The 21659-nt window shown below is 40.0% G+C and carries 24 protein-coding genes; 15 read left to right on the forward strand and 9 right to left on the reverse strand.

The genetic code is table 11. The features are described 5' to 3' along the window. Positions 1-10 precede the first annotated feature (10 nt). From LK436_RS02795 to LK436_RS02820, 6 genes are all read right to left on the reverse strand, one after another. On the reverse strand, positions 11-811 hold the full coding sequence (locus tag LK436_RS02795; protein WP_008397014.1) for a hypothetical protein: 801 nt from the start codon (positions 809-811) through the stop codon (positions 11-13). After that, the gene (locus LK436_RS02800) at positions 798-1628 is read right to left on the reverse strand and encodes an ABC transporter permease subunit (protein ID WP_008397012.1); all 831 of its coding nucleotides are present in this window, start codon (positions 1626-1628) and stop codon (positions 798-800) included. The genes LK436_RS02795 and LK436_RS02800 overlap by 14 nt, the downstream gene beginning before the upstream one ends. A 54-nt stretch (positions 1629-1682) precedes the next feature. Continuing rightward, positions 1683-2102, reverse strand: a complete 420-nt coding sequence (locus tag LK436_RS02805; protein ID WP_008397010.1) for a hypothetical protein — start codon at positions 2100-2102, stop codon at positions 1683-1685. An 18-nt stretch (positions 2103-2120) separates the two neighbouring features. After that, a complete protein-coding gene (locus tag LK436_RS02810) occupies positions 2121-2267 on the reverse strand; it encodes a cyclic lactone autoinducer peptide (RefSeq protein ID WP_015568874.1) in 147 nt (48 codons plus the stop codon). Between the two features lie 229 nt (positions 2268-2496). Then, positions 2497-3168, reverse strand: a complete 672-nt coding sequence (locus LK436_RS02815; RefSeq protein WP_008397007.1) for a hypothetical protein — start codon at positions 3166-3168, stop codon at positions 2497-2499. A 15-nt stretch (positions 3169-3183) separates the two neighbouring features. Next, positions 3184-3705 (reverse strand): matrixin family metalloprotease, encoded by a 522-nt coding sequence (locus LK436_RS02820; RefSeq protein ID WP_008397006.1) that lies wholly within the window; start codon positions 3703-3705, stop codon positions 3184-3186. Between the two features lie 337 nt (positions 3706-4042). On the opposite strand from LK436_RS02820, the gene LK436_RS02825 reads away from it, so the two are divergent. Genes LK436_RS02825 through LK436_RS02835 form a run of 3 tightly spaced genes read left to right on the forward strand, consistent with a single transcriptional unit; the run spans position 4043 to position 6689 of the window. Then, the gene (locus LK436_RS02825; protein WP_008397004.1) at positions 4043-5395 is read left to right on the forward strand and encodes an ATP-binding protein; all 1353 of its coding nucleotides are present in this window, start codon (positions 4043-4045) and stop codon (positions 5393-5395) included. Next, positions 5392-6126: a LytR/AlgR family response regulator transcription factor gene (locus LK436_RS02830; protein WP_008397003.1), complete on the forward strand. Its 735-nt coding sequence runs from the start codon at positions 5392-5394 to the stop codon at positions 6124-6126. Before LK436_RS02825 ends, LK436_RS02830 begins: the two co-directional genes overlap by 4 nt. Beyond that, positions 6123-6689: an accessory gene regulator B family protein gene (locus LK436_RS02835; RefSeq protein WP_008397001.1), complete on the forward strand. Its 567-nt coding sequence runs from the start codon at positions 6123-6125 to the stop codon at positions 6687-6689. Before LK436_RS02830 ends, LK436_RS02835 begins: the two co-directional genes overlap by 4 nt. Before the next feature lie 74 nt (positions 6690-6763). Here the strand turns inward: LK436_RS02835 and LK436_RS02840 are convergent, their stop codons facing one another. Both LK436_RS02840 and LK436_RS02845 read right to left on the reverse strand, forming a co-directional pair. Continuing rightward, entirely contained in the window at positions 6764-8329 is a 1566-nt protein-coding gene (locus LK436_RS02840) for a MobA/MobL family (RefSeq protein ID WP_015559481.1), read from the reverse strand. Positions 8330-9383: 1054 nt separating this feature from the next. After that, complete coding sequence (locus tag LK436_RS02845) at positions 9384-9617, reverse strand: helix-turn-helix domain-containing protein (RefSeq protein WP_008396997.1); 234 nt, start codon at positions 9615-9617, stop codon at positions 9384-9386. A gap of 237 nt (positions 9618-9854) precedes the next feature. Between LK436_RS02845 and LK436_RS02850 the strand changes: the two genes are divergently transcribed. The 12 genes from LK436_RS02850 (at position 9855) to LK436_RS02905 (ending at position 20512) form a co-directional block, all read left to right on the forward strand. Continuing rightward, a complete protein-coding gene (locus LK436_RS02850; RefSeq protein WP_008396996.1) occupies positions 9855-10478 on the forward strand; it encodes a helix-turn-helix domain-containing protein in 624 nt (207 codons plus the stop codon). Positions 10479-10561: 83 nt separating this feature from the next. Beyond that, positions 10562-11860: a tyrosine-type recombinase/integrase gene (locus tag LK436_RS02855; RefSeq protein ID WP_008396995.1), complete on the forward strand. Its 1299-nt coding sequence runs from the start codon at positions 10562-10564 to the stop codon at positions 11858-11860. A 168-nt stretch (positions 11861-12028) separates the two neighbouring features. After that, complete coding sequence (locus LK436_RS02860; protein WP_044930976.1) at positions 12029-12415, forward strand: DUF6262 family protein; 387 nt, start codon at positions 12029-12031, stop codon at positions 12413-12415. 145 nt (positions 12416-12560) lie between these two features. Beyond that, positions 12561-12668, forward strand: a complete 108-nt coding sequence (locus LK436_RS02865; RefSeq protein WP_416207818.1) for a Flp1 family type IVb pilin — start codon at positions 12561-12563, stop codon at positions 12666-12668. A gap of 29 nt (positions 12669-12697) precedes the next feature. Then, positions 12698-14647 carry a DUF5702 domain-containing protein gene (locus LK436_RS02870; protein ID WP_049932065.1) on the forward strand — a complete coding sequence of 650 codons (1950 nt, stop codon included), beginning with the start codon at positions 12698-12700 and terminating at the stop codon, positions 14645-14647. 163 nt (positions 14648-14810) lie between these two features. Further along, positions 14811-15659 (forward strand): TadE/TadG family type IV pilus assembly protein, encoded by an 849-nt coding sequence (locus LK436_RS02875; RefSeq protein ID WP_015544543.1) that lies wholly within the window; start codon positions 14811-14813, stop codon positions 15657-15659. Beyond that, the gene (locus LK436_RS02880; protein ID WP_008396987.1) at positions 15656-16129 is read left to right on the forward strand and encodes a prepilin peptidase; all 474 of its coding nucleotides are present in this window, start codon (positions 15656-15658) and stop codon (positions 16127-16129) included. Before LK436_RS02875 ends, LK436_RS02880 begins: the two co-directional genes overlap by 4 nt. A 106-nt stretch (positions 16130-16235) precedes the next feature. Continuing rightward, complete coding sequence (locus LK436_RS02885) at positions 16236-16652, forward strand: hypothetical protein (RefSeq protein ID WP_008396986.1); 417 nt, start codon at positions 16236-16238, stop codon at positions 16650-16652. Between the two features lie 198 nt (positions 16653-16850). Further along, positions 16851-18551 carry a DUF6382 domain-containing protein gene (locus tag LK436_RS02890; protein WP_044930877.1) on the forward strand — a complete coding sequence of 567 codons (1701 nt, stop codon included), beginning with the start codon at positions 16851-16853 and terminating at the stop codon, positions 18549-18551. A gap of 321 nt (positions 18552-18872) precedes the next feature. Then, positions 18873-19490, forward strand: coding sequence for a rhomboid family intramembrane serine protease (locus tag LK436_RS02895; RefSeq protein ID WP_008396984.1), 618 nt, complete (start codon positions 18873-18875; stop codon positions 19488-19490). 21 nt (positions 19491-19511) lie between these two features. Beyond that, complete coding sequence (locus tag LK436_RS02900) at positions 19512-19934, forward strand: HIT family protein (RefSeq protein WP_008396983.1); 423 nt, start codon at positions 19512-19514, stop codon at positions 19932-19934. A gap of 8 nt (positions 19935-19942) precedes the next feature. Further along, positions 19943-20512, forward strand: coding sequence for an RNA polymerase sigma factor (locus LK436_RS02905; RefSeq protein WP_008396982.1), 570 nt, complete (start codon positions 19943-19945; stop codon positions 20510-20512). Here the strand turns inward: LK436_RS02905 and LK436_RS02910 are convergent. Next, positions 20481-21545 (reverse strand): undecaprenyldiphospho-muramoylpentapeptide beta-N-acetylglucosaminyltransferase, encoded by a 1065-nt coding sequence (locus LK436_RS02910; protein WP_008396981.1) that lies wholly within the window; start codon positions 21543-21545, stop codon positions 20481-20483. The two genes, LK436_RS02905 and LK436_RS02910, sit on opposite strands and share 32 nt — an antisense overlap. Positions 21546-21659 lie beyond the last annotated feature (114 nt).

Here is a 21659-nt window from a genome sequence, read left to right on the forward strand (position 1 = left end):
ATCATTCACCTCACAATATTTGTTTTTTTTCGCAAAGAAATTTACCTATCCACACCAAAACAGCGGATGATATAACTGAAATGAGACAGCTTGACTTAAAATTCAATAAATCTATATTGCTTGTAGTCCATTCGTAATTTTCTTCGACATAATATATAATAAGCTTGTTATGCCAATTAAATAAAGGAATATGTAGCAAGGAATAATGCCAAATTTTCCATATAACATTTCCCATTGAAAAATAAAATCCACACACCATTACTGGAATAAAAAATACAATAAATGCAACGATGTATCCTATAATTGAATCTTTCCAAAATGAAAACAAATAACTAATCATTTGCAAATGAAAAATCTCTATCAATAGCATAAAAATAACTTTGAAATCTTCTAAGCCATTAGAGGTATGCTCTACAAAAAGAAAAAACAAATAATCGGAAACAACTACAATACAGTCACGTAATATCATTTTTATTAATATATCCTTATAAATTATGTGTTTTTTCCCATAACGAGGAAGTAGAATTACCATGTTATCATTTGCATCATTAAATAAGTCCATTGTAAGATAACAAATCTCAAGGATAAACAAAATCGCAAAAAATGATAAAGATATAAGGTCAAACGAATGATCTATTAGTATTCCCCCAAAATATATTTGTGAACGTACTCCTTCTGTTATTGTAACCAGACTATTATGAAACCCCAAGTACACATTAGCATAAAAATATCTAATTACAAATGTTATAAGTGATACTAGTAAGCATTTTCCAACATTAACATTCAAAATTTTTTTCTTATATAACTTCATAATTTTTTATTTTTCTCTGTATAATGCCAATACTTAATCCAAAAATAAGCAATATCAGAACAATTTCTCCTATTATATTTCCATGAACATTAGGCATAATATAACCTTGTATAGAGAATTCATTTAGCCCAAAGACAGAAACAATCAAATTAAAAACAATATAGAATATAAACAAAGCACCAGGTATCTTTGCGAAATATAGAACTTTCATTTTGTTATAATATGAAAGAGCATAAGCTAAGATAGCTAATCCCGAGCCAAAAATTCCGTAATTAAAAATGTATATTAGATTATATAAAGTTGGATGTTGCAATCTCACCATATCAAGAAAATTGTCAGCGTTATATGATACCAAACCTATAGCGTAATCAGGTTCTCCCCAAGCACTGTCATATCCATGTATTGGATATGTCAAGTGGCATAATAATAAATTTATGAGCATTGGTATTGTTATTGTCAAAAAGGTTACAATCAGAATGCCAAATAATTTTCCTGCTAAATATTTCTTTTTCCCGATTCTTTGAATAAGTAGGATTGAACTATTGCTTTTTTCTTCTCTTATTAAGGAAAGTGATGCAATAATTGTTGCATAAACAGGCAATAACAGATACATTATATATGGAATATATGCCGCTTCAGTGCCCTGTAATACGAAATTTTCATTTGCTGAACGAATAAATTGATAACTTTTTCCTATATCATTTTTTACACATAAAATATACGAAGCAATATTTAAAATCATTAGAGCAATAAAAACAACTTTATATTCTGCACGATCAATACAATGTTTGATTTCTATAAGAACCATTTTTTTCATAATCTTTACCAAAAGGGCATAAACCCACGAAGAGGTTTATGCCCATCCCTTCTGTTATCTAAAATCTACATTTCCACTTACAAATGCAGTTGATAATTGAGATTGATAATTTTCCATTCCCATACCGACCTGTGTGTTAGTAGAATTATAACCGCTCTTGGTAAAGATTAAATTACAAGATCCTGTTCCAACACCCTGCTTATACTTATTAGATATTTTACTCTTGCTGTTATTGACAGCCCAGAAATTTGCGTAAGAGGTATTGGTAATTGCTGTTACCTCATTTGTGATGTAATCATCGGATGTTGTTTTTGCATGCATAGAGGTAAAGTTATTAGTCTTATTCAGTTTAAGTGCATAAGCGGTGTAAGATGCCGCCTGAGAATATGCTGCTGAAGAAAGAAATACACATCCTGCACAAAACAAACCAATACCTACTTTTGCAATCTTCTGTTTTAAACTTTTTAACATCATAGTCAATTCCTCCCAATCTTATTTTTTTAACTGCGTTGGTACTTTTGGTTCATACAACAAACCACGGCACAATGAATTTGCATTACTTCGAGCAATAGCAGTCACTGCCTGAAGTACGAGACGGGCACTTTTCTGGGGTGCCTTGTTTACTTGCTTATTGTCCATCGTTTTCACCCCCCCCCTCCTTAATTGTCTGACAATTACAGACAACTTTATTTGTTTACCATGGTATGTGCTTAATATAACAGAGTATTTAATTTTTTCAATCCCTCTATGCACGAATGGTAGCCCAACATGCACGAACTGTTCTACATATAGGTATAAAACCGAAAAGATGGCAGATAGGTTAAGCACCTACCTGCCATCTTTAATCTATATATTTCAGAAATAATGATTAATTATTGTCAGTCTCATATATAGATTTATAACGCTCTCGATCAACTGGAATAATCTCATTATCATTAGCATCTTTATATGTAATAAACTCATCGTATTCTGTAACTGATTTTTCCTCTGAGACAGAATTAATAGAATACATATTCGAATCGTTACACATTACATTTGAATTTGGACCAGAAATTAGTAACGAACCATCCTCTTGTGCATATGCCAAAAAGATATAAATGGAATTTTCGGAAGGCAGTGAATCATTCTCAAACAGATAAATAGCATCTTGTTTTTCTGAAATTCCGCCTTGTTTAACAATAGGAATAGGTTTATCTGTAATAAGTTCACCTTTTATATTTTCGAGAACCTGAATAGTATAATTAGTGTAAGGCGAACCGACCTCCTTAGGATTTCCTTTTTCATCTTCAGTCGTTATAACATTTCGATACTCGGTTCCATCGCAACTGACAACCTTTGCTACAAATACGTAATCACAGATACCAACAGCTTCGCGAATGTTATCAGTATCATATACAAAAGATGCGTGCATCTGGTGGATTGGCAAGTTAGATACATTTGTATTCAGTTGACTTGCATTATTTTTGGATGCACATCCTGTAAAAAACATTCCTACGATAAGAACAATAGACAAAATACCATAGATACTTGATTTTTTCATAGCGTTCTCCCTCCCCTAATAATTATTATATGCGGCATCATATGAATCTTTATCATTTTGAGATAATGCCTGCGTACTAGTATGTCCCGTAATTGCTGCATCCATAACATCTGTTGAAGTACTGTGATCCAACCCTAATGCATGTCCCAATTCATGTGTCGCTACATTCTGTTTTTTACTATTACTATAACCGCTCATATAATAGGTATTGAGTTCAATTTTACCACTAGAATATGTCATGCCTGCCCATCCATTCGAAGCATTGACATCGCTTACGTATACATCTTCTACAACAAAAGCACTGTCTTTTCTGATTACTCCAGATTTATATGCATTCCATGTGGCAGCCCCAGTGTTAATATAACTCATGTAAGTGCTGTTTCCGTCATAGTCTAGATGTTTGCCAGAATCAACAAGATCCCATGTTTGTACATAAGCTTGTGCAAATGCCGTAATAGGAAATAGCATTGCTATAGCCATTAAAGTTATAATGCTATACAATAAATGATTTTTTAAAACAGATTTTTTAAAATGCATACTCCTTCACTCCTTTTCAATCATGTAACAACGGTTATCTTCAATTATTCTTAAAGGTTATCTTTATGAAAATTGAAACGCAACACATACTAGTACACATTATATATCCTGTTAATATTCCTAAAGTACGACATCTTATCATCTCCACTCCATATTATAGATTCTCAGAATACTTAAGATGTAGTAGTATACCTTGAATATAACAAAATCTTTATACTTTTCAATACCTCTATGCATGAATGGTAGCTCACTATGCACAAACGGTAGCATATTATGTTGTGTACCTACTTTATTGATGATAAAATATGACGGAGAATGATTAAAGGAAGTGGTAGCTATGCTATATATTGACTCAATATGGGAATATATTGTTAATTTCTTAGAACTGGCATTGTTTATAATATTTATCCATAAAAAATTGCGTATTCGAGCAAATTATAAACATCAAGCAGTTTTGATGTTTCTTTTCGTATCATTTCAGTTTGCTGTGTTATGCACGCTGAATAAAATGGGAATATCATCCTACAGCACTTTGATGTCATCTTGTGTTTTGGACATTGGATATGCAGTATTGTTCTATCGTGATAGTATAATTCGCCGTATCTTTTGGGGCTTTTCGTATTCCATCATTTGCTTAGTTGCAGAACAGATTTCGTTCTTTATTCCCGTTACTCTTTATAAAGGAGCGTCTCTGGAGCTATTATTAGGTGGAACATTACGGAAGCCATATACCATGTTATATTTGGCAATGATAGCTGTTTTTGTCTTGTTATTTCATTCTATTGGAAACAAAGACATATCTCTTTCACCGTTCCAAAAAGTTGCATATATTTTCATCGCAATTTCTGGACTTGCAATCGGGCACTACATATTAAGGCTGACTTTGGAATCTGTTGATAAATTTGGTGATTCATCCTTTTCAGCTAGGCTATCATTGGTTGACTTGTTTTTTATTATTTTATTTTTAGTATTGATGCTATACATATACCAGCTAGGTTATTCAAAAGAAGAAAACATACGATTACTGGAAGAACAAAAGATTTATGAGCTGGAAAGGACTGAGTTCAATAGCTTATCTGAGACAACTGAACGATTACGAAAAATGAAACATGATATGCAGATTTATGTGGATGCAATCAACGTATTAGCAAAAGACAAGAAATGGGATGAACTTATAGCATATACAGAGCAATACCATAACACTCTTGCAACTACGCAAAGTGCCATAGCAACGGGAAATATTGCTATTGACTGCATACTTACCGCAAAACTTGATTATGCTGAAAAACACGGAATTAAGACAGAATATTCTATTATGGCTCCTGAAAATTTTCCGCTTGATTCTGTTGAGCTTTCATCCATACTTGGAAATATATGGAATAATTCCATTGAAGCAGGAGAAAGACTTATAATCTCTGATCCAACCGAGCATCCATACATTTATTTTTATATTAAACCTTACCAGAATATGATACTGATTCACATTGAAAATAATTATGATGGTGTGATAAAAGGTAGCATTGATGGAGACATTTTGAGTGTTAAACAAGGAAAAGAACATGGACTTGGGATAAGACGAGTAAAAGAGCTTGTAGAAAAGGCAGATGGCGTATTGCAGATTACATCTGATAACAAAATTTTTTCCGTACATATTATGATACCGGATAAGGAGAATAACAAACTACTATGAAAATGAAAATAACCATACTTGAAGATTCTGTGATCGAATCAGAACGGCTGAAAAATGGAATAAGAAAATACGGGCAGCAATATGATTGGGATATTGAAATTGACGAATACGAATCGGGCGAAGAATATTTTTCAAAAAATTCTGAAGGCACAACTATACAGGCTTCAGCATTTTTCCTTGACATACAAATGGGGCAAATGAATGGAATTGAGGTTGCTAAACGCCTTCGTGAATCTGGTTATCAAGGTATTATTGTATTTTTAACAGCTTTTAGAGAATATGTATTCCGAGGATATGAAGTCAGAGCTTTAAACTACTTGCTAAAACCCGTCAAGGAAAATACTCTTTTTCTGTGTTTGGATGAAATCGCGAAGGGGTTATCTAATAATACCTACATATACCGAAACAAGCAGGAAATTGTAAGTATTCCCTATGCAGATATATTGACATTTTCGAGCAGATTACATTATGTGGATATATTGACCGTAGACGGCAAATGCTATGAACAAATGTCTACCCTAAATAAGATTATTGTCCATTTGCCAAGTGAATTTATCCGAACCCATCGTTCTTATATTGTAAATATGGCACATATCTATCGTATTACATCAGGAACGATTGAATTGTCAAATCATCTAACTACACAAATCGCACGTTCTTATTCCAAAGACGTGATAAGTGCTTTTGCCAAATATACAACAAGATTTGATACAAGCGGGGATTTTGAATGATTACGAAGTGGGCTACATCTATTGCTAATAAGTTAGCAGAACTATCCGGGGAGGATGTTTCTGCGGATCAATTAGAAATATACATATATGGCTTAGAATGTTTTTTGAATACTTTTATAACCATAGTGTTATTGTTCGTATGGGGAGTTTTATCACATACACTCGGCTATACCCTAATTTGGGTAATTACCTTTTCATTGTTACGACATTATACCGGAGGTGCCCATGCTCCAACGCAGTTAACATGTATCTTAGGCAGCTTTTTTCTCGGTTGTCTTGATAAGTGGGCTATAATCTATTTAAAGCCAACTGTACTAGGATATTTGATACTTGTCCTTATGTGTATATTATTTGCACCTATAAGTAACCATAAAATATGTTTAACCACCAAACAAAAATGGATACATAAACTTATTTCTGTGATAATTGTTAGCATTGGATTTCTGCTGTTTTATAAAATTGGAAACACGAAGATGAATACCACATTGTTTTATTCCTTTTTCTGCGTAATCATTCTTATGATAGTCGAAACAATTAAAAATCTAATGAGACACTTTAAATAGCAGGATGACTTTTCATAAATATTCAAAAAAGATAAAGAATTTGATGGTCTTTATCTTTTTTGAATTTAATTAGATTATCTAGCTCCTCTGTCTGATGGCGAACGATAGTTAAAATCTCTGTCCTGTTCCCGTTTCTGAACTTCTGCCTGTTTTTCTGCCAGCTTTCGATGGATTGAGTTTTCTCCATACTTGGAGTTCCATTCCTTGTTTGCTTTGACATAGGATTCATACTCGGACTTGCCTTGTTTATAGACTTGCAGGAACGCATCTACCGTTGGATATTTGTAATCCTGCACGATATGGGATAATCCCTGCTTCATAATCTTAATCGTTTCTGCGTATTTGTTAGACTGTGCCTGCAATTCCTTTCGTTTCTTTCCTTGGAATAATCCTGTACAGTTCTTCAAATCCTCGTCAATAAGGTCTTTTTTCACTTCCTGCGTATGAATGGCTCTGTTTTGTCGTTTAAGTTTCTCCATAATCTCTTCAAGTCGCATCTCATAATCGTGTGCCAGCTCAGACATTCTTGGTCTTGGCGGAATAACGGTCTTTTCTGCGGTAGTAGTAGCAGGTGCTTTGAATGGTTGGGTCACAGCAGGAATTGTCTGATTGTCTGTCTGTGTAACGGATGGAGCTGGTTGTTTCTCTTGTTTTTCATTTCTTCGCTCCATAAGGTCGGAGATTCTGGCTTTCTGTTGTTCCTGTTTCTGTATCAGCAACTTTATGAGTTCTTTTAACAGCTCGATTGCCCGAAAGATAATCATAAACAAAAGCTCCGGATGATTGCCATACTTGTGAATGGATTCCTTAATCGGAGTTGAAATCTGTTCCTGCTTTACCTTTAAGATTTCCTTTCGCTCCATCCCCGATACCAAAGCGTGATCCACAGTACGATTCCAGTCCTGTATGACCTTATTATTGAGTGTAATCTTATCTGCCTTTGGATTGTTCTTACCGATTTTCTTAGTGGCAAGATAGACATCCCCACGCTTGAATGCAGACAGCTTTTCTTTCTCATCTTTGACAAGTCCGTTGATGACATCGGTATAAAATACCTTGACCTCATCTAAGAAATGTTCCTGCTTAAAGCGAGCGTCCTTGATGGTAAACATCTGTCTTTCGTAGACCTCACCTTTCTTGATCACCTTACACCTTTTACGGATAGTTCCATTCTCGTCTAGGATTTCTTTCTTGGTACGAACATGATTACCTTTCTCATCATAGAACATATTTCTGGTGGCAATCTTTTCTATCGGTTCGTCAAGATAATTTCGTTCTGCAAAGATAAGATGGATATGATAATTCGTCTTTCGTTTGTTATGATGGAGTGCTGCAATACAATCAACACCATACCGACTTTTGAATTTATCCGTCATATATTTTAATAGTCCGTCTGGCGGATAATCCACAAAGGATTCCGGCAGGGCAATGATAAATTCTCTTGCTTCGATACATTTTCCCTCTGTACCGCTTTTCTTAAATTCTGCCTGATTGCACTTGGCAAGTTCTGTCCAAAATTTTCGGTCTGTGGTTTCATATACCGCATAGAGATTTTCCTGTTTTTTGTCACTGGAGATATAATAGATTCTTCCACGAACATTATGGAGCTTTGACATCTGCACAAATGAATTTCTTGGCATAGCGATTTCCTCCTTTCCCAGTTTTGATTTTGGAAAAGAGGACAGATAAGATAGATGAGATGTGAGTAGTAAACTTTCCCTGTGAGCGAGTGCATAGGCACTCGTCTTGCGAACACATCCGCCTTGTGGCGGCTAAGCCTCGCAGAGCGAAATACACAGAGTACAAAACGAAGTTTTGTGCGATGGGTGTATTTCGCTCTCAAACGCCGAGGGCTTGCTTATGAAGTTCACTTTTAGCTGTAACTGTTCCCTCAGCACCTAATTTTGTGCCTTTAATGGCACACTTTTTATGTGCCGTATCCGGCACTCCCTTTTCTTAACAGAAATGCTAGAAGATTGCTATGAAAATCAGCGAAACAATAGACGAATCCGTTAGCACTTTTGCCTTAACAATAGCATTGTTCTATTATTCAGACTTTTTAGCAAAAACCGTAGAAACAGTAGAAGTCTGCTATTAAAATCGAAAAAACAATAGCACGATTCGTTAGCATTTTTGCCCTGACAATAGCATTGTGTTACTTCGCTTACTTTTAAACTGTGTCTGGCAAGGAAGTGGTAGTAAAAGTTCCTATTAAATTTCATTTTTAATAGTGCATTGTTTTATTACATTTTGATTTTAATAGAGCTTTTTACTATTAACTCTTTGAAAATGTACCCCATAGATTGGACACTCAAAATCATAGTAGCGTACACTTTTTGTCATAGGTCGGACAGCTTTTTTCATAGCTACACTTGGTATGACTTCTCACAGCACTTTTTGTAAGTTGGGTGGACTTGTCCTACCAGTCGGCTTCACTTGGGTGGATGGTTGCACCCACTTCATTTTCTGGCTTGGGTGGACTATTCATAACACCTTTTGCATCTTGGGTGGACTTGTCCTACCAACAAGCTATAACTGGGTGGACGATTGCACCCATTCACATCCATCTTGTCCTCATTTTCCAAAAGTTCTGGTTGTATCTGAGGACTTGTCCGTGATATAATCTATTTGCGTGTAGGTATATCATGGCTTTTAGTCAGATACATACCAGAGGGATGGTCTTAGGACTGTCCCTTATTCATTTTTCATTGTTCCCTTGACCGCTTTTACTGCGTGTCTGTCTCGTAAATCCTTCCCCTCATTGAGAATCAGAAACTCGTCTAATCGTTCCCTGCGGATTAAGATTTTTCTTCCCACTCTAAGGATAGGCAGCTTTTCCCATTCCACAAGATTTCTAAGAGTGTTTCTTCCGATACCTGTATAGTCGGCAGCTTCTTCAATGGAGAGAGCAAACTTTAATTCTGTCATTCGATCACCTCATTCCTGCGTAGGATTACAAGTCTTGTATATCAGAGGATGTTCCTTTTTGAAGAAAGGATTAGCCTTTTTTAAAACTTGCGTTACGCAATTCTGATTAAAGTATATATCTTTTATAACGCTATGTCAAGCCTTACGAAATTCTATCATCTTTTATAGAATTGCGTATTGCAATATATCGTGTTATGTGGTATAGTAATGACATACCGAAAAAGGAGGTTCGCAAGTATGTTAAAAGATAAAGAATTGCGAAAGACAATCGGTAGCAGAGCAAAAAGCCGTAGACAGGAGTTAGGATTGAACCAGCCTTATGTCGCTGAAAAAATGGGCGTGACAGCCTCAACCATTCAGAGATACGAAGCAGGAACGATTGATAACACCAAGAAAATGACCTTAGAAGGTCTGGCAGATGCACTTCATGTATCTGTGGAATGGCTGAAAGGTGAGACGGACGAATACGAAACAGACATTACGGATAAAAGAGAATTACAGATTCGTGATGTGATGACTTCCATTCTGAATAAGCTCCCTTATGATATGGAACAGTCCGAAAGTGATTTTTCCAAAGACCTGCTACTACTGATGTTACGGGAATACGAGCTGTTCGTGGATTCGTTCCAGTTCGCTTGTAAGAATTTCAAAGGAAATACAGATAACAAAATGCTCGCCCAGACAATGGGGTTTGAATCCAATAAGGAATACAATGAGATTATGTTCCTTAGAGAAATCACCCACACCGTCAACGCATTGAACGATATGGGCGATATTGTAAGACTGTATTCTAAGAATCCTGAGACAGCGAAAAATCGACTAGCCAATCTTTTATCAGAAAAAGATCCCGATTCGGTATAGATAGGCAGACGGAGCTATGATATACTTACACGCAAGAAGCATTTCACCAGTTCCGATTGCCGATATCGAAAGGAGAAACGATTATGGCAAAAGGTTCTGTAAGGAAGAAAGGCAAGAAATGGTACTACCGCTTTTATGTGGAGGATGCAAGTGGTAACTTGGTTCAGAAAGAATTTGCAGGTACGGAGAGCAAATCAGAGACAGAGAAAATGTTACGCAAGGCTATGGAGGATTATGACGCAAAGAAATTTCTAGCCAAAGCGGACAACCTCACACTCGGACAGATGCTAGATGTATGGGCAGAGGAAGATTTGAAAACGGGTTCACTTAGCAACGGTACAGTCGGTAACTATTTACAGGCAGTAAACAGGATTAAACAACACCCAATCGGAAACAGAAAACTAAAGACAGTCACTTCGGAGCATTTGCAGAAGTTTATGGATTTACTTGCATTTGGCGGTGAGGAAGGAAATTTTAAGTCAAAGGGTTACACCATCGACTATATCCGTTCTTTCCACGCAGTCCTGCAACAGTCCTTCCGATTTGCAGTCTTTCCAAAGCAGTACATCACATTCAATCCAATGCAGTATGTGGTAATGCGTAGGAAAGCCGAGGAAGATGTGGATTTGTTTTCTGATAATGATGAGGATGCAGAGGTTATCAACCCGATTACACCAGAGCAGTATCAAACGCTTATGGAGTATCTGGAAGAAAGAAACAAGCCTGCTGTCCTGCCGGTACAGATAGCGTACTACACAGGTCTTAGACTTGGAGAGGTATGCGGACTGTCTTGGAGTGACATTAACTTTGAGGAACAGTATCTGACAGTACGAAGAAGTGTCCGTTACAACGGAGCAAGGCACAAGACCGAGATTGGTCCGACAAAGCGAAAGAAAGTCCGTATCGTGGATTTCTGTGATACGCTCGCTGACATCTTAAAGAAAGCGAAAAAGGAACAGAGAAAGCAGGTATTCAGTTACGGAGAACTCTATCAGAGGAACTACTACAGGGAAGTTAAGGAAAAGAATCGTATCTACTATGAGCTTTATCATTTGGATGGCACAGAGGACATTCCGCTTGATTACAACGAGATTGACCTTGTATGTATCAGACCGGACGGAGCATACGAAGCCCCTGCAACGGTTGAGACAGCTTTAAGGACAGCAAGGAAACGATTGTCGGAGCTTGATGATAATTTCCACTTCCACACCCTGCGACACACTTATACCACAAACCTGCTCTCAAATGGAGCAGCACCAAAGGATGTACAGGAATTACTTGGACACTCGGATGTAAGTACCACTATGAATGTCTATGCACACGCTAACCGAGAAGGTAAGCGAAACTCAGCCCGACTACTTGATAAGGTGGTTGGAGAATAAAATCGAATAAGAAAAACTTTCCCTTGTAGATACCTCATAAGGGCAAAAACAAGGGAAAAGGATACATATAGAGTGGCAAGGCATACCGCCAAGTCGCATAAAATAAGGAAAGTTGAGATTTTAGTTATACAAATTCTAAATTGAGAGAAATATTGAGGGATAATGGCTATGAAGTATGATAAAATGGTATCTATTAATCGAGAGAAAAGCCAAGAAAAAATCGCTTTTGCAAAAAGAACTATTGATGAAATGCTTGAGAGAAAAGAAAAAGTCACAATTGCTGCTTTAGCGAAATATACAGGGTTATCTAAAGGATTTTTTTACAGCAATTCTGAAGTACGAGATGCTGTGAATAAAGCATTACTACAACAAGGGGCATGTTATAATCCCAAACAGGTTATTGTAGATCAAGTAATGTCAGGAAAGATAACCACGTTGAAGAAGATGCTCAGTTTACAAAAAAAGACTATTAAACAGTTAGAAATACAAAATCAGGAATTGCAGGAAGAAAACAGGTCATTAAAAAAAGAATTAGAAATTCTGCGTAATAATTGAAAAAGGTTTCTTAATCGATAATAAAGCAGGCTCCAATAAAAGGGGCCTGCTATTTTAGTAAAAACTGAAAATAAACACAATGAACGGTGCTTACATTCTGTTAGAGCCAATAAAATCAAGCATTTCCGAGAGAGGGGTGTATTTTATGGTGGTTCTGATCGGTTTGGTGATCATTTTTAAAGAGCAGATTAATAAGCTTCTGGAGACAATTTTTAAAGAAATCAACAGTCAGTCAAAAGAAGTGTATAAGTGATTAGGCAGGAGGGAGATTCCAGATTCAGTATGAGAATTATGGGAGAGAGGAAGGAAAACAGATCGGATAAGGGTGTCGGAAAACAAAGCCCCAGAGCTCTGAATGGAAGCGTCACAGTGTTTTTGAGCATGATTCTGCTCTGCATGATATCGATTATGTGCGCACTTCTCCATTCTGCCCGTCTGGCAGGTTCCGGCTGGTATCTTCAGACTGCCATGAACTCCTCTCTCGATTCTCTTATGAGCAAATATCACAGAGAAGCCTGGGAGAGGTACCATCTGCTGCTTCTTGAAACAGAGGGGAAAGAAGCCCTGGCAGATGAATTTTCTGAGTATCTGAATCAATATCTGGAATGTGATTCGGTCTATGGGCTGAGAAATGAGAATACGCAGATCAAAGACGAGGTACTGGTGACAGAGGACGGAGGAAGTCCGCTGGAGGAGGAAATTCTCGATTATATGAAATTCGGTATTTTCACAGATCTGGGAGATGAGGCATCGCTGACAGAGTTTTCAGAGGTGATGCGAGCGTCTGATGGGATTCATGCCGTAAAGGAAAGCTACCAGATTCACTCAGAACAGGCATTTCGGCTGGAGGAGATCTTGGAGGAGATTCAAAATTCCCTTGGGAGGCAGCAGGAGATGTTAGATGAGTGCAGAGACGAGCTTGGCGAGTGCCGGGGGACTGCTTTTATAAAGACAGCAGAAAAAATGGCCGGGGAGATGGAGCGGATCCCTGCTCTGATGGAAAAATATGAGCTGACAGCGGAACTTTTCAAAAAAGAGCTGGATGAATCAGAACGGAAGGCAGAGCAGAAGCGGGAAGAGATAGGCGAGACAGCGTGGGAGGCCCTGAAAGGCCAGATGGATTCCTATCGCTCTTATACAGATGCAGAAGGGGAGAGGAGACTGGAAGTAGAGCGGATTGCGGAAGAGACACAGAAAAACAGGGAGATTGTGGAGGAGTCCATAGAGAGAGCTGTGGAAGTTAAGGAGTACATTGATTCATGGGAAGGGGATGACGAGGACGACGAGCTGGATGAGGAGAAACTCTGGAAGAATGTGCGCAGCAGCCTGAATCGATGCCGCATTCCCACCCCAGGTTACCAGGCAGGAATTGAGGACAGACAGAGACTGGGAATCCTCCAAAAAATAAACAATATGGCAAAAATGGATCTGCTTGACTTTGTGCTTCCGAAAGGAGCAGAGATATCTGAAAGAGAAATGAAAATGGGAGAACTGCCCTCAGGAGGAAAAGACGGATATAAAATGGGACTTGATTCTGTAAGTGCCAAAGGGCTTATTGACAGAGCTCTCATAAATAAATATGTGGAGGTCCATTTTCCGAGATATGAAAACGAGCAGCAGGAAGGAGAACAGAAAAGACAGCTTTTCTATGAACAGGAATATATCATTAACGGAAAAAGGAAGGATAGGGAGAATTTGAGCCAGACAGTCAAAAAACTTCTGGCGGTCAGAGAGGGAATGAACTTGATTCATATTTTAGGTGACAGTGAAAAACGGGAAGAGGCAAGACTTTTGGCCTTGGCGCTGACAGGGGCTGCCGGTGTGACACCCATTGCAGATATAGCGGCATTTTTTATTATGGGAGTATGGGCATTTGCTGAGTCAGTGGAGGATGTGAGAGCGCTGCTTCAGGGGGAAGGAGTTCCGCTGATTAAGGGAAAAGAAGACTGGAGGCTGAATCTGGATGAGATTTTCAATTTTGTGGATAAAAAGGAAAAAATTTCAGAAGGCGGTGGAAAAGACGGTCCTGATTATGGAGATTATCTAAAAGGATTTCTGCTGATTCAGGACAGAATTCAGAGAAATGAACGCATGATGGATCTCATCCAGTATAATCTGTCAGGTACCCAGGAGAGTTTCAGAATGAATCGATGTGCAGTCAGTGTGGAGGCAGAGTGTACAGCTAAGGGTACAGTTTCCACAGTCAGAAAGAGAGCAGCAAAAAAATATTAGGAGCAAGCAGTTAGAGGTTATTCTCCATACCCCCTCCCTCTTTGAATGTTTGTAAGACCTCTCCAGGTACAATGGTTCAGATACAGATAATTTTCATTTAAACAGTCTGACTGCAGTGATTGCAGAAATCCGGGCGTGCAGAGAGCAGGAGGGGGTATGGAGAATGACATTTAAGATGGGAAAGAGAAGAAAAACTGTATCAGGGAGCCTTACAGTAGAAGCCGCTCTGGGACTTACCCTGTTTGTACTTTTTTCAGTGTGTATGATGATGCCAATGGAAATGCTGAGAACCAGGCAGAAGGTTCAGACTGTTCTTGAAGTGACAGCCAGAGAGATGAGTCAGTATGCCTATATTCTCTACAGGCTGGATCAGGGAGATGACACGGTTTTAGAGGAGAGTGAAAACTGGGAAAAAGAGCTTTCCGGCCTTTTAGCCGGAATGGCTGTCAGAGCGTATTTAAGAGAAAAAATAGAGGGGATTGCAGGAAAAGGAAGAATTGAAAATCTGAGGATCACAGAGGCATCCCTGATGGAAGACGGGGAAAATATCATCCTTGCGGCAGAATACGATTTAAAAATTCCATTTTCTGTCTTTCATATCAGCAGAATACAGGCGTCGTCCAGGACAGCCAGAAGAGCATGGATTGGCAGTGAGGGTGACAGAAACCGCGGGAAGGAAACAGAAAAAGCAGAGGAAGTGATGGTATATATCGGCTCTTCCATGGGGCGCTATCATCTCTCGAGAAAATGCCATTATCTGACTAATGAGTTTCGTGCTGTCTCCTATGAAAGTATAGAAAACCTGAGAAATCAGTCGGGAGGGAAATATTACTCGTGCAGCGTGTGTGGAAAAGCCTGCGGCGCGGGAGATACCGTTTATATTATGCCAAACGGCTCCCATTATCACAGCCGGACGGACTGCCCGTCTGTGGTAAGCTATGTGAGAGAAGTTCCCCTGAGCCAGGCAGAACATCTGGGAGCCTGCTCCTACTGTGGAGGAAATAAGACATGAAGGCAGTATTTGCTGTTTTTCTGTGCGCATGCGCATGGAAAGATTTAAAAGAAAAGGAAATACCGCTGATCTTTTTTGTGGTCGCTGCAGCGGCAGGAGTTATATGGGCGGCAGGAGATCTCGGGACAGGGGGATGGAAAGAGGGAGAACAGGTGTTTAGAAAGCTGTTCGGTCAGGCGGCTTCACTTCTTCCAGGGACAGGTCTTTTGATCATATCATATTGTACCAAAGGCGCGGTTGGAAAGGGAGACGGATTGTTCTTTCTCGTTTCAGGATTGTATTTAGGATTCTGGAAGTGCCTGGCGCTGCTGTTCTGCGGTCTTTTGTTTTGCAGCGCATGGGGACTTGGAATGCTCATCTGGGGATTCTGCGCTGGAAAAAAAGTAAAGGATATAAGACTTCCCTTTCTGCCGTTTCTTATTCCGGCAGCAGTGATCCTGCAAATATTTATTCCATCCGGGCTCGTATAAATGAGAAAAAAGGGACTTTTCGCTTTTATGGCTGTGATTTGAGATTTTTCCTTATGGGAAACAGGAGAATCTCTGGGATGAAGAAACGCAGAACAGGAGAAATGGGATGAAGAAGATAAAGAGACAGGGAACAGAAGGAAAGAGGAGAACAGGACTTCAGGCATCCGTTACAGTGGAGGCTTCTATAGTGATGGCGGTGGTACTGTTTACCTGTGCTGCTATTCTGGGAGAGGGCTTTCGGGTGCATGAAAGGACAGCCGGTATGCTGATTCTTATGGATGCAGCAGAGATGGCACAGACAGGTATAGATAGAGAAAGCTCCATAAGAGAGTGTGAGGAGTGGGCAAACAGGGCCCTCCGCTCTTATTACCGCTTAGGGGGAAGTTCTATCAGTATAGAAAAAAAGGGAGAAAATTTGACAGGAGTCTTTACAAATATACAGGGTCAGGAGGAAGGAACAGTGAGTATTAAACGATTTGAACCTCAGAAGTTTCTGAGAATCGTGAGAGCGATCGGTATATAAGGGGTGTTTACTCTGCGACGGTTGCGAATCAGTTCCGTAGCATGATTTTTCCTGTGAGGGAGATTGTCAGCGAAACGGAGGAAAATGCTGATTCTTATGCCAATGAAAAAAGAGCGAAATAATAAAGAGAGGGAAAAATAAAATAACTGCAAAAAGCAGAAAACGATTCTGTCTGCGTGCAGAGCGGGAGGTGGAAATGTGGAGCAGTTGAGGGTAAGCTACCGAAGAGAAATGAACCACAATTACATGATTTTAAGTGATCCTGAGCTTCAGGCAGACAGCTATGTGGGAAAAATGCTTTCAGAAAACAATATTGAGGGGCTCTTAAAATTCCGCCAGAAGCATACGGAGGAAGGGGATGTATACTGCTATGAGATAACTTCAAAGCAGCCTCTGTCAAGGCTTCTGGAAGGAAGACTTATATCCTATGACGAAATTCGGGCCATCCTGCTCTCTGCAGCTGGAATGCTGCGCCGTACAGAGGAATATCTTCTGAAAGAAGAGCAGATTCTTCTGGAGCCAGACTATATTTACGTAGAACCGGAGGATTTCGCGGTATTTTTCTGCCTGCTTCCGGGATACAGCCAGAGCTTTCCGGATGCTTTTACACAACTGCTCCAATATATTCTTGAGAAGGTTAACCATCAGGATCACAGGAGTGTTGTCCTGGCCTATGGGCTCTACCATGAGAGCCTCAAAGAAAATTATGGGATGGAAGATCTTCTGAAATATCTGTCAGGAGTTGAGAGAGGAAAAAACAGATGGGAGATGGCCGGGGCTTCAGCGAAAGAAGATAGGAAAGAAGCCTGGGACAAATGGGATGCACCTGAAAACCGGGAACGAATGGATCGAGGAAACAGAGACAGCTCCTGCAGGTCTTTCAGAGATATTCAAAGAGAAGGGGATGGTGAGAGCGGGAATCGTGACGGGGCAGAGTGCCAGGGGAAAAGTACAGATACCGGGAGAGAGCATCAGGGAAAGATATGGAAAAAGAACAGGGAGCCTATGTTTGACCAGATTTCCGAAAGAAACGAAAGCAGTGAGGTAAAAAAACGAGAGAATGAATTTTTTCATCCCATTAGGCTGGTTCTCGGTATCCTTTTCCTGGAAGGACTCATCTACCTGTTTAAAGGAATGTCGGGGCTAAAAAACTATGGGGTTTTGCCACTTGTGATTGTATCCCTGCTGTATCTGGTTGGGAGAGTTTTATCTGTTCATTTTAAACAATCGGAGACAGCAGCAGAAGAGACAAGCACAAACCCTTCCCTTTCTCAGAAGCCGTCTGATTTGTTTTTTATGGAACAGGAAAGGGAGAAAAAACCTGACTGGGGCTCACGGGAGAGCGGCAGGGAAGAATGTCCAGAGGCGTGCGGGAGAGAAAAAAGGTCCATACGAAGCAGGAGCCTAAAAGAAACAGAGCCAGAAGGGAAAAAGGAGTTCAAAAGCGGCGGAAAAGAGAGACAGAGGGAGCAGGACGAGTGGAAAATTCTGTTTCAGTCTTTTGACGAAGGCTCTCCGGATATAGAGAGCTCTGGACAGAAGGAAAAACAGTGTGAGAAAGATACACAGCTATTAAATGATTTGGCATCTGCATACGAAGGCCACAGAGCATGTCTCGAAAGCTCTTCTAAAGACAGAGAGGATATTGAAATTCCCTATGTTCCCTTTCTGATAGGTAAACATGAGGAGATGAATGACTATGTGCTCAATTATCCCACAGTCAGCCGCCTTCACCTCAGAGTTGACAAAAAAGAAAAAGTTTACATTTTTACAGATATGAATTCTACCAATGGAACTACAGTAAATGGATACAAGATGGAAGCAAATGAAACGGTAAGCGTAAAAGAGGGGGATACCGTCCAGATAGCAGGGCTCAGTTACCGATTTAGGGAGAGCTGAACCATCTTCAGCAATGTTCTGTTACACGACAGAGAGAATAATTTTTCAGTATTTTTCTATTGTTTTAGGGGAATAATCATGGAATTGACAGTAAATATATGGTATAATGACCGCAGGGCGGGCATTATACCTGCGCATGCCGGTTTCAGCATGTACTGCTGAAATCCGGGCGCTAGATTCCGCCGGAGGCGTCAAAAACACGAAAGGGGCGGGCGTGCCTCTGCTGATGTTGAATGATGCTGAGGTTTAAAGTTGAGAATAAAAATTTTAATGGAACGGATGGCGGCTGTAATCAGGAAATTTAAAGGGATGTTTTAATAGATGAATAGGTTTGAAAGAATATCACGGGTAAATGGAGCTATTATCATAATTAATATCATTATTTTTCTCCTCCCGGATGTTTTTAGCTTTCTGACAGACAAGGAATGGATTTATGAAAATGGAGCCGTAATTCCTGTTCTTGTGGTAGAAAATGGAGAATATTACCGTTTAATTACCTCTGTATTTCTGCATTTTAGTATCAGGCATCTTCTGAATAATATGCTTGTCCTGTTCATATTGGGTGACAGGCTGGAGCAGATTTTGGGAGGGGTCAGGTATCTTTTATTTTACCTGCTCTGTGGATTAGGGGCTAATATTGTTTCCCTGATATTTGATCTGAAGATGGGTGATTGGTATACCATGTCAGCAGGTGCGTCGGGCGCTATTTTTGGCGTTGTGGGCGGACTGATGTGGATTGTTTTCATGAATAGAGGAAGGCTGGGAGATTTGAGCAGCGGACAGCTTGCAGTGATGGCTTTTTTTACACTGTACCTGGGATTTACCAGTTCCGGTGTGGACAATGCGGCTCATGTGGGAGGCCTGTTAGTTGGAATTTTGCTGGGAATACCATTTTATGTTTGGGTTTCCAGGAAAAAATATACAGACATTATTAAGTAAGTCAGAAAAGGAGTGGTTCCAATGGTAGAGAAAGAGTGTATTTTTTGCAAGATAGCGAATGGAGAGATTCCGTCCGCTACGGTTTATGAGGATGGTGATTTCAGGGTGATACTGGATCTCGGTCCTGCCTCAAGGGGCCATTCCCTGATTCTTCCTAAGCAGCATTACAGGGATCTGTGTGAGCTGGATGATGCAGTTGCAGCAAAAATTCTTCCGCTTGCCGGAAGACTTGGAAAGGCGATGATGAAGACGCTGGGATGCGCCGGATTTAATGTTGTTCAGAACAATGGAGAGGCCGCAGGTCAGACCGTCTTTCATTTCCATGTCCATGTGATTCCAAGATATGAGAATGGGCCGGAAATGGTAGCCTGGAAACCTGGAAAGATGGAGCAGGAGGAGCTGACGAAGATAAGCGGCATGCTCAAGTCTGAGATGGACGCATAGGAGAACGTATGCAACAGAGGGATGCTGAACTGTTGCGGGCTCTATATGAAAACTATCTGATACCGTTGAAGAAGTATGCTGTGAAGATTGGCGTGGACTGTGATTATATTGAGGATATGGTTCACGAGACATTTCTGGAATATTATGCCAGATATTCTCTGGAATTTGGTGACAGGCAGAAGCGTGTTCTTCTTACCATGATACTCAGGTGCAGATGGATTGACTATTGCAGAAAAAATAAACGATGCAGCTCATTCGGCACTTACGAGCATATTGAAATAGTATCAGCGCTTGAAAAGCTTCTGGATAAGGATACGCTTCATTATGTGATGGAAAATGACATTTACAGGCAAATCAGGGATCTGATGGACGGGATGAAAAAGGACTGGCGTGACGTTCTCATTCTTTATGTTCTGGAGGGCAGAACAATCAAAGATACGAGTCAGATCCTGGGAATTGCGGAAACGGTATGCCGTTCCCGCATCTTCCGGGCCAGGCAGGAGCTGAAAAGGCTCCTTGAGAATAAGGCGATCTTTGACATTCAATCTAATTCATGCAGTCATGAATCAGATCCATAATGGTTTCTACAGCATTGTTTAATGTGCTTGTCTCCATCGCATTGATAAAGGACTGACGATTTTTATAGGTTTCGGAAACTGCCTGGAAGAGTGTATCAGGTGTCAGAACCTCCTCTTCCAAAACAGCGCTGAAGCCCTGTTTGGCAAAAGATTTTGCATTCAGAATCTGATCTCCGCGGCTGGCAGCGGCAGAAAGAGGAATCAGAATGTTAGGTTTTCTCAGAGCCAGAATTTCGCAGATAGAGTTTGCACCTGCCCTGGATATAACCAGATCCGAGGCAGCGAACAGATGGCGCAGAGGTTTATCGACGTATTCATACTGAACATATCCGGATAATCCTGTCAGGCTTTCGTCGAGATTACCTTTTCCGCATATATGTATCACCTGAAACTGGGATAAAAGCCGGGGCAGAATACTGCGGACTGCATGATTTACGGTGACAGAGCCCAGACTTCCGCCGATGACCAGAATGACGGGGCGGTTAGCAGAAAGACCCGCATACTGAAGTCCTGCAAGGCGGTCACCGGTGAGCAGCTCTTTCCTGATAGGGGAACCGGTAAGCACAGCCTTCTCCTTGGGAAGGAAGCTGAGTGTTTCGGGAAAATTGCAGCAGACTTTTTTTGCGGCTGGGATACAGATTTTATTTGCCAGTCCCGGGGTCATATCAGACTCATGGATGATAACAGGAACTTTATAGTGTTTTGCAGCCAGAACAACGGGGACAGCGACAAAACCGCCCTTTGAAAATACAATGTCCGGTCTGTATTTTTTAATCAGTTTTCTGGCCTGAGAATAACCCTTTAGAACTCTGAGGGGGTCAGAAAAGTTTTTCAGATCAAAATAGCGGCGTAATTTACCAGAGGATATACCGTCATAGGGAATTTTGGCATCCTCGATGAGTCTGCGCTCAATACCGTTATAGGAACCGATATAGCGGATTTCAAACCCCTCTGCGCGGAGGGAAGGGAGCAGAGCCAGGTTCGGGGTAACATGGCCGGCAGTTCCGCCGCCGGTCAAAACGATTTTTTTCATATAATCTTGCCTCCATATAAATTACAGTAAGAAACGACAGATCTTCATTTCTTCAGCATATTATTATAGTAAACGCTAAATAGAAAAAGTCAACCCCAGAAACACTTTGATAAG

The sequence above is a fragment of the Clostridium sp. M62/1 genome (assembly GCF_020736365.1).
Classification (GTDB): domain Bacteria; phylum Bacillota; class Clostridia; order Lachnospirales; family Lachnospiraceae; genus Otoolea; species Otoolea saccharolyticum_A.

Excerpts from the sequence above, each read along its gene's own strand:
- LK436_RS02805 (WP_008397010.1), bottom strand. The coding sequence starts at position 2,102 with ATGATGTTAAAAAGTTTAAAACAGAAGATTGCAAAAGTAGGTATTGGT.
- LK436_RS02845 (WP_008396997.1), bottom strand. The coding sequence starts at position 9,617 with ATGACAGAATTAAAGTTTGCTCTCTCCATTGAAGAAGCTGCCGACTAT.
- LK436_RS02815 (WP_008397007.1), bottom strand. The coding sequence starts at position 3,168 with ATGAAAAAATCAAGTATCTATGGTATTTTGTCTATTGTTCTTATCGTA.
- LK436_RS02855 (WP_008396995.1), top strand. The coding sequence starts at position 10,562 with ATGGCAAAAGGTTCTGTAAGGAAGAAAGGCAAGAAATGGTACTACCGC.
- LK436_RS02870 (WP_049932065.1), top strand. The coding sequence starts at position 12,698 with ATGAGAATTATGGGAGAGAGGAAGGAAAACAGATCGGATAAGGGTGTC.
- LK436_RS02810 (WP_015568874.1), bottom strand. The coding sequence starts at position 2,267 with ATGGACAATAAGCAAGTAAACAAGGCACCCCAGAAAAGTGCCCGTCTC.
- LK436_RS02795 (WP_008397014.1), bottom strand. The coding sequence starts at position 811 with ATGAAGTTATATAAGAAAAAAATTTTGAATGTTAATGTTGGAAAATGC.
- LK436_RS02825 (WP_008397004.1), top strand. The coding sequence starts at position 4,043 with ATGCTATATATTGACTCAATATGGGAATATATTGTTAATTTCTTAGAA.
- LK436_RS02880 (WP_008396987.1), top strand. The coding sequence starts at position 15,656 with ATGAAGGCAGTATTTGCTGTTTTTCTGTGCGCATGCGCATGGAAAGAT.
- LK436_RS02895 (WP_008396984.1), top strand. The coding sequence starts at position 18,873 with ATGAATAGGTTTGAAAGAATATCACGGGTAAATGGAGCTATTATCATA.
- LK436_RS02860 (WP_044930976.1), top strand. The coding sequence starts at position 12,029 with ATGAAGTATGATAAAATGGTATCTATTAATCGAGAGAAAAGCCAAGAA.
- LK436_RS02830 (WP_008397003.1), top strand. The coding sequence starts at position 5,392 with ATGAAAATGAAAATAACCATACTTGAAGATTCTGTGATCGAATCAGAA.
- LK436_RS02885 (WP_008396986.1), top strand. The coding sequence starts at position 16,236 with ATGAAGAAGATAAAGAGACAGGGAACAGAAGGAAAGAGGAGAACAGGA.
- LK436_RS02835 (WP_008397001.1), top strand. The coding sequence starts at position 6,123 with ATGATTACGAAGTGGGCTACATCTATTGCTAATAAGTTAGCAGAACTA.
- LK436_RS02900 (WP_008396983.1), top strand. The coding sequence starts at position 19,512 with ATGGTAGAGAAAGAGTGTATTTTTTGCAAGATAGCGAATGGAGAGATT.
- LK436_RS02840 (WP_015559481.1), bottom strand. The coding sequence starts at position 8,329 with ATGCCAAGAAATTCATTTGTGCAGATGTCAAAGCTCCATAATGTTCGT.
- LK436_RS02875 (WP_015544543.1), top strand. The coding sequence starts at position 14,811 with ATGACATTTAAGATGGGAAAGAGAAGAAAAACTGTATCAGGGAGCCTT.
- LK436_RS02865 (WP_416207818.1), top strand. The coding sequence starts at position 12,561 with ATGGTGGTTCTGATCGGTTTGGTGATCATTTTTAAAGAGCAGATTAAT.
- LK436_RS02905 (WP_008396982.1), top strand. The coding sequence starts at position 19,943 with ATGCAACAGAGGGATGCTGAACTGTTGCGGGCTCTATATGAAAACTAT.
- LK436_RS02800 (WP_008397012.1), bottom strand. The coding sequence starts at position 1,628 with ATGAAAAAAATGGTTCTTATAGAAATCAAACATTGTATTGATCGTGCA.
- LK436_RS02820 (WP_008397006.1), bottom strand. The coding sequence starts at position 3,705 with ATGCATTTTAAAAAATCTGTTTTAAAAAATCATTTATTGTATAGCATT.
- LK436_RS02910 (WP_008396981.1), bottom strand. The coding sequence starts at position 21,545 with ATGAAAAAAATCGTTTTGACCGGCGGCGGAACTGCCGGCCATGTTACC.
- LK436_RS02850 (WP_008396996.1), top strand. The coding sequence starts at position 9,855 with ATGTTAAAAGATAAAGAATTGCGAAAGACAATCGGTAGCAGAGCAAAA.